At 46.7% G+C, this 8180-nt stretch carries 4 protein-coding genes and 1 pseudogene; 4 read left to right on the top strand and 1 reads right to left on the bottom strand.

What is annotated here, in order from left to right:
• Nucleotides 1-2109, top strand: a 2109-nt coding sequence (locus GRP75_RS15220; protein ID WP_160789718.1) for a rhamnogalacturonan lyase, incomplete at its 5' end; no start/stop codon positions are given.
• 333 nt (nt 2110-2442) lie between these two features.
• On the opposite strand, the gene GRP75_RS15215 is transcribed toward GRP75_RS15220, so the two are convergent.
• The gene (locus GRP75_RS15215) at nt 2443-3492 is read right to left on the bottom strand and encodes a substrate-binding domain-containing protein (RefSeq protein ID WP_160789717.1); all 1050 of its coding nucleotides are present in this window, start codon (nt 3490-3492) and stop codon (nt 2443-2445) included.
• A 499-nt stretch (nt 3493-3991) separates the two neighbouring features.
• On the opposite strand from GRP75_RS15215, the gene GRP75_RS15210 reads away from it, so the two are divergent.
• The 3 genes and pseudogenes from GRP75_RS15210 to GRP75_RS15200 form a co-directional block, all read left to right on the top strand.
• Nucleotides 3992-4192 (top strand): GH32 C-terminal domain-containing protein, encoded by a 201-nt coding sequence (locus GRP75_RS15210; protein WP_023987267.1) that lies wholly within the window; start codon nt 3992-3994, stop codon nt 4190-4192.
• An 88-nt stretch (nt 4193-4280) separates the two neighbouring features.
• A complete protein-coding gene (locus GRP75_RS15205; protein ID WP_160789716.1) occupies nt 4281-7538 on the top strand; it encodes a glycoside hydrolase family 32 protein in 3258 nt (1085 codons plus the stop codon).
• Between the two features lie 270 nt (nt 7539-7808).
• Nucleotides 7809-8180: pseudogene (locus GRP75_RS15200) on the top strand (radical SAM protein); the annotation flags it as partial.

The following is an 8180-nucleotide window of genomic DNA, read 5'->3' as shown; positions in this document are numbered from 1 at the left end:
GTATACAGAGTAGCTTCAGTCGTTAATGGGCGGGAAAAGGATCGTAGCGCCAAAGTGAAGCCATGGCAGCAGGGTTACTATGAACTTCCTCTCCAAAAGCCTGCCGATGGCGTAACACCAGCAGGTGAATCCTATACTTATTCGGCCAACGATATGAGTGTGGGGGATGTGGATGGAGACGGACAATATGAATTTTTTGTAAAATGGGACCCGTCGAACTCCAAAGATGTATCTCAGAAGGGGTATACCGGAAATACGTATGTTGATGCGTATACGGCCGAAGGCAAGCTGTTGTATCGGATCGACCTGGGCGTGAATATTCGATCAGGTGCGCATTATACACAGATGATGGTGTACGATTTTGACGGCGATGGTAAAGCCGAGCTGATGTTCAAAACGGCCCCAGGGACCAAAACGATTTCTTTTGATAAGAAGGGCAAGCCAAAAAAAGAAAAGTATATTACTCTTCCACGTGAGGATCGCAAAGCAGGGATTACACATGAGGACGATTACCGTGTGAGTCGCTCGGATTATTATGAGCATGTGGTGAACATGTTTATGAACTGGACGAAGCATGAAGAAGTGGTCAAGGGACAATGGCCTGCTACGCTGGAGGAATGCTTTGGCATCGCTCCGAAGTACAGTTATCCGTTATCCCGAAAGGATGCGGAAAGCCTGACAGACTACTTTATGGATGTATACGCACCTTCACGGAGCGACAAAAACAAGCTTAGAGAGTTCGAGGGCTTCATCGTCGATGGACCGGAGTATTTGACGATTTTCAAAGGGAAAACGGGAGCTGAGCTGGATACCGTCCGCTATGAGCCGGAGCGTCATGACGATGGCCTCATGTGGGGAGACTACGCCATGGCCCGAATTGAACCCGCCAATCGTGTAGACCGCTTCCTGGCAGGTGTGGCTTACCTGGACGGACGCAAGCCGTACGCCGTATTCGCACGCGGCTATTATACGCGTTCCACTTTGGCCACCTACACATGGGATGGTCGCCATCTCCAAAAACATTGGATGGTGGACAGTGGCTGGACACCGATGACCAATCCATTTAACGATAGTCCGCACGGGCGTGATGGAACGGACCCGAAAATTGGCACCTTGACCACACAGGGAGCGCATTCTTTGAGCGTGGTGGATGTGGACGGTGACGGCAAGGACGAAATCGTATACGGTTCCGCCACGATTGACCATGATGGCAGCCTGTTGTACAGCTCATTTGATGTCATGCCTCCTGAAAGCGCAACTCCAGGTCAAACCGCCAGATTGGGACATGGCGATGCGCTGCATGTGACCGATATTGACCCGGATCGCCCCGGCAAAGAAATCTTTATGGTACATGAAGGTGGCACCTACGCTCCATATGGCTATTCTTTGCGGGATGCCAAAACGGGTGAAATCATTTACGGCGCATATTCCGGCAAGGATACAGGTCGGGGAATGGTCGGTGACATAGATCCGGATCAGCGAGGTCTGGAGACGTGGGCCATAGGCCTGTGGACCGCAGCGGGTAAACAGCTGGATACGAAGATGCCAGGTACCAATATGAGTATCAAATGGGCAGCTGATATGACCACACAAATCGTAAACGGTGCAATTGATGTAACCCCAACCATTGAGGATTGGAAACGAGGTACATTGATGACCGCCACTGGAACCAAAACGAACAACTATACGAAAGGAACTCCATCGCTGGTAGCCGACATTTTCGGAGATTGGCGGGAGGAAATGCTCGTCCGCACAGCGGATAGCTCAGCAATCCGTATCTATCTGAGCACAGAGCCTACGACGCATAAATTGTACACGTTGATGCATGATCCGCAATATCGCACGGATGTGGCGCGTCAAAATACCGGGTATAACCAACCTTCCTATACGAGCTTTTACTTTGCGTCCGATATGGATTGGGCGAATGTGCCGATTCCCAAGCTCTACACGCCAAAAGCCTTGATGGAGGAAGAGAGCAGTGATGAGGTGGATGAGGCAAAGACAGCGGAGGTAGATGAAAAAGAAGTCGATGAAACGAAAATCGATGGGGCGGAAATAGATGCGAAGGAAATAGAGGGAGAGCCAGTAGTTCCAGCAAAGGATTTATAAACCAATAGTTGAAGACTAAGATTCTATTTCGGCGTATAAATTAGTTAATGGATTTAGAAAAAGGCAAGCCTCTGGATGATTTAGGGGTTTGCCTCTTTGCTTTCTTAGAGCTTTCACAGTAGAGGTAGCTCTATTCAGGGTCTGTATTGATGGTTAGAAAAGCCTTAATAGTGAGGGAAACGCTGAAAGCAGCGGAGAGGACGGAACGATTGCGAAAAAGCGTCAGCGGTCGCCTTTGTATCCGGAATTTTACCCCTAGGCTATTTAATAAAATCCGGATACAACAGCGATTGGAGCAACGTTCCGTTCACGTAGCGTCGTCAGAACACCTTTTTACTTTTCTATTTGTAACACTGGAGTGGATTCTCTAAATATCGGCTCTGTTCTGATATGCGTGATCTGATAAGGTCTAGAAGGATTTTTGACCCGTGCCAATAGCATCTCAGCCGCTGTAATGCCCATCTCGTTGTTGTAGATATGCACGGTGGACAAATGAGGTTCCACAATCCGGGATTCAGGAGCGTTATCAAACCCAAACACGGCAATATCGTCAGGAATTTTCAAGTTTTTATTTTTGAGCGCTTTCATGACACTGACGGCAATAAAATCATTGGCGCACACGAACGCAGACGGTAGCACGTTCATGCCTTCCAATTGTTTATCCATCCAATCCGACTCGGAGAAAAAATTCCGGTCCTGATCGATAATACAGCAAGATAAATCCACATGTAGACCTGCTTCGATTAAAGCTCTGTTATATCCAACCCACCGCTCGTTGAAGCTTTTGCAATGCTTATAATCCCCAGCAAACCCGATCCGCGTAAATCCACGATGAATCAGGCTTTTGGTGACAGAATAAACGCTATGTTCATTTTCCATCAGCAATAAATCCGCTTTCAAATCAGGATAAGAAATGTCCACAGAACAATCAATAAAGATCGTGGGCAGTCCCAAATCCGTAATAAGCTCACTATATTGTGGATCAAACATTTCAATACAAATAATTCCATCCACCTTGGAGGCTTCAAAATTGTTAGGAAGTGTTCCTGCATGGATTTCATTTTCCCGCACAATATGAATCGACAGATTATACCCTTCTGCGCTTATTCTTTTCTCCAAACCACTGATGAGTAAGGAGCCAAAATGTGAGCTGTTCGGCAGATTGCATGTGACCAGGGCAATGTTACCTTGATTTTTCGGGATGATGCTCTCCGTTTCCACATAGGCAAATTGCTTATATTTAAGTTCTATCGCTTTTTTAATGACCTTGTTCCGAGTATCAACCGGGATGCTATCATTACCGTTAATCGCTTTGGACGCGGTATTTCGAGAGATTCCCAAAGCGTCAGCAATGTCTTGAATGGTGACTTTTTCTTTCTTCATAGACAGGTTCCACCTTCACTAATAATGGATTGCCTGAGAGGTACAGTTGCCTCTTACAGCTCTCCGTTTAGACCTTAAATGTATCTTAAATGTATAATAGTTCGCATGAAATAGCAATGTTTGCATTACAAACGAACAAATAATATTTACATTTGTAAATCTTGTTTGGTAACTTATATTTATCTCCATCGGATCGACAAATAAATTTAAATCCAATCTTATATAAGCTGGACAAAAAAAGTGCGTATGGGAAACAGAGAGGACAGATCCATGCTGTATAAGTAAAGCGGTCATTGTTTATGGTTAACTTTTAAAGTTGGATTATATACTATGACTGTTATCATTTCTTCTTACAAAAGCATAATTTATTAATGCTATATTTAGTCAAATGTCAATGATTTTTTTACAAAATAATTGACGAATGACATTTCGATTTGGTAAATTGAAGATGGGAAATGTAAGCCTTTTCAAATTTGTTGTATAGGCGATTTATTACAGATTGGGGGAATTGCGAGTATCAGAAAAACAGGAGATGCTCGTCGGTTATGCTTCCGATACGCAGGAAGTATATGTAGACCGGACACGGTCAGGCTGTTCGGATTTCCATGAAGACTTTGCGGGAAGACACGCAGCCTCACTGGAAACAGTAGAAAACCGATTGGACATTCATATCTATGTGGATCGTTCGCCGTTGAAATGAGACGTTCCCCATGACGATCTAAACAGCGGATTTTCCAATTATTTTGTAGTGGATGCGCGGTGTTGATCCGTACTAGAAGGTAGGGGGGATGAAGGTGGAGTTTACTAACACGCGAACGAACCTGACCAATTGGAAGATTAAGGGACAGGGGCACAAAGAAGATAACATCCAGGGACTTTTGCTGAGGTCGGAGCCGCAGGAAAATGTGATGGCTATGTCCGGAACAACGTCTCAGGATTTTACTTTTGAGGCGGATGTGATGGTCACAGACACACAGGCGGATGCTACGCTAGTATTCCGTTCCAGTGAGGACGGGTGGTCTTCCTATATGCTCCAAATCGTGCCGGCTGCCGGATTGTTGCGGTTGCGGGATGCTGCCGGGGATATTGGAAGACTGAAAGAGGAACGTCAGGTCAATTTAAAAAAAGGAGCTATTTATCATCTTAAGGTGAGCGTAGAGGGCTCCCATCTTAAAGTGTTCTGGGATGAGGGATATAACCCGATTATAGATGTGTTCGATACGACTTATACATCAGGATATTTGGGGCTGAATGTCTGGAATGGATCGGCGTTATTTCAGAACATTCAAGTCAGTGATATGGATACGAATCTAAGCGGACCGCTCCTGATCTGTGGAAAATGGCAACCTGACCTGAAGGGGCAAAGGGCTGAGGGAACAAGTGCAGTAGATGCGTTGAAGATATATAGCTCCGCAGCTACAGACCTGGTGCTGGAAGGCGGTGTGACGCTGAATCCTTCTGAACCGGGAATGGAAGCAGGACTATTTTTCAGAGGGAGTCAGGATGGGAAAAATGGATATGTTGCTTCTGTGCAAGGCGAAGGCAATCAGGTTCGCGTACAACTGAAGAAGGCGGACGGAACGTTGATTACAAAGTCGGCGCAGACATATCCGGGTGGGTTCAGCAGCAAACACCACTTGGAAATCATCGCTCATGGAGAGCGGATTCAGGTATTTATAGATGGATATACTCCTGCGGCAATTGATATCATGGATAGCAGCAATACCAACGTCTTTGCAGGCATGAAAGTGACCGAGGGAACTGCTTATTTTCAGGATATCTACCTTACCTCTGTCTCGAATTACTATACAGAAAAATATCGCCCGCAGTATCATTATTCTCCTGCCAGAGGCTCGGCGAGCGATCCGAACGGATTGGTTTATTTCGAGGGGGAGTATCACCTGTTCCATCAGGATGGTGGACAATGGGCGCATGCGGTCAGCCAGAATTTGCTGGATTGGAAAAGGCTTCCGTTTGCATTGAAGTGGAATGATCTTGGTCATATCTGGTCAGGCTCGGCTGTAGCCGATCTAACCAATACTTCCAGCTTGTTCGGTGACTACGGAGGAGCAGGGCTGATTGCCTATTACACTTCCTTCAATCCCGATCAGCTCAAGGGCAACCAGAGAATCGGCCTTGCTTACAGCACAGACCGGGGACGTACATGGCAATACCCGAAAGACCGCCCAATTGTAATAGAGAACCCGGGCCAAAGTGAAAACGATCCTGGCAATTGGGATTTCCGTGATCCTAAAGTAGTGTGGGATGAAGTCTATCAGCGCTGGATTATGGTAGTGTCGGGAGGCGATCATATCCGTTTTTTTACCTCCACCAACCTAATAGATTGGCGCTGGACGGATAACTTTGGTTATGGTGATTATATACGTGGTGGAGTATGGGAATGCCCGGATCTATTTCAGCTTCCGGTAGACGATGGTAATACTTCTAAATGGGTGCTGATGATTAGCACTGGAGCCAGCACAAACACTCAAGGCTCGGATGCGGAATATTTTATCGGTGAACTGACGTCTGATGGCAAATTTCAAAACGATCATTCACCGGGGAAGGTGTTGAAAACCGATTGGGGCAAGGAATTCTACGCCTCAATGTCCTTCTCCGATGTACCCGACGGGCGGCGTATCATGCTGGCATGGATGACGAATTGGGACTATCCGTTCAGCTTTCCGACTTCTCCCTGGAAGGGACAGTTTAGCATTCCGAGAGAGTTATCGCTAAAAACAACTCGTGAAGGCATCCGTTTGATACAGCATCCGATATCCGAGCTGACTTCGCTGCGTTCCCGTTTATTTGCGATAGAAAATCAAAGTGTCACGGAATCTTCTCCGAATATACTGGAAGGTTTGGATGCAGGTGCCTATGAGATTGAAGCGGTGTTCGAACTGCCTTCTGTTGGGGCTGCTTCAGCATTCGGGTTTTACGTGCGGGATGGCGGTGAGCAAAGAACGGCGGTCGGCTATACAACAGACATACAACAAATGTTTGTAAACCGTGCTGATTCAGGGCTTACAGATTTCTCTACTCTATTTTCAACGCTTCATAAAGCATTACTTGCACCTATCGGAAATCGAATCCAAATGCGTATATTTGTGGACGAATCCTCGGTTGAGGTGTTTGGGAATGATGGAGAGGTCGTATTTTCGGAGATTATTTTGCCCGATTCGGCGCGAAGAGGGATGGGCTTTTACACCCAGGGTGGTGAGGTGAAGGTTGTTTCCCTCCATGTTTATGCCTTGCGGAACAGCTGGAGGCTACCAGATGCTTCGTCTGCCAGTGTGATCATGGATCACACTTATGTGGAGCTTGCGAGGGAGCAGACGAAGCGTCTGTACGCGAGTGTGGGGGATGAGTCTGGAGAAAAAGAAATCTCGCTGATTTGGGTTTCTAACAATCCTGAGATTGTAAAGATCAATGCGTCCGAGGATGGGAGTGCGTTAATGGAGGCGGTTGCCCCGGGAGAAGCTGTTGTTACGGCTTCCGATTCGGAGGATAAGGTCCGCGGTAGTACCTTGGTTAAGGTGCACGGTGGGGTGTTTCATACCAACCTTACAGGTTGGAAGCCGGATGTTTCCGCATCGCGGTGGATCGTGACAACGGATGGGATACGAGGAAGCTATATCAGCGATGCGAATTATATGGCTGCTGAGCAGGCGGAAGATTTTACGTACGAGGCTGATATGAAGCTGCATGGAAATGGAAGTGCTGGATCCATGATTTTCCGCGCCAATGCTGACGGATCGAGTGGCTATTATCTGAATTTGGACCCCAATCTGAAATCGATTCGCCTATTTTTTAAAAAAGAGGGTCGATTTGAGGAGCGACAGGTGCTTGCCAAGGTGCCAAGATTCGTTTTGCCGGAAATGTTTCATCATATTAAAATCGTGGCGGAGGGCCTGCGCATTCGTATTGATGTAGACGGTGAGCAGGTCATCGACCTGGAAGATAGTACGTTCACCGAGGGACTTGTGGGTGTGAATGTATTTGGAGGGCAGGCGTTTTACCAACATGTAAGGATCGAGCCAATTTGAATTTCTTATTTCAAAAGGAGAGCCGTCTTAACGGACTCTCTTTTTTTACGCCTTGATGTTATTGAGAATATATAATGTAACCGCACACATGTAAAGAGTGTGACATCTTACCTAACGTAAAATTTGACACATATGTGAAATAAGGATAAATGTCAGAGATTTCATGGAGAAGCGAATTGACTGGATTTGTCCTCGTCTCTAAGATGTAATTATATTCCAGACAAAAAAGAGATTTGTGTAAGGGAATATAACGTGGAGAGGAGGGAATGAATGGACTCTTTAGCTGATCTCTCGGAAACCCCCTTAGCATTGGAAACCCTCAGACGACATCCCTGTTATAACGACGAGGCACATCGCTATTTTGCGCGCATTCATCTTCCAGTAGCCCCGGCATGCAATATTCAATGCCATTATTGCAACCGCAAATTCGATTGCGTCAATGAAAGCCGTCCCGGCGTTGTTAGTGAACTGCTCACGCCGGAGCAGGCGGCGAGCAAGACCTATGGCGTAGCGGCACAGCTGATGCAGCTGTCCGTTGTCGGCATTGCGGGACCTGGAGATCCGCTGGCCAATGCGGAGGCAACCTTCGATACCTTCCGCCGGGTCCGTGCGACAGGTAAGGATGTCCTATTCTGTCTCAGC

The organism is Paenibacillus sp. OT2-17, from assembly GCF_009827695.1.
Taxonomy (GTDB): Bacteria; Bacillota; Bacilli; order Paenibacillales; family Paenibacillaceae; genus Paenibacillus; species Paenibacillus polymyxa_B.
This window is presented reverse-complemented; position numbering and strand designations above follow the sequence as displayed.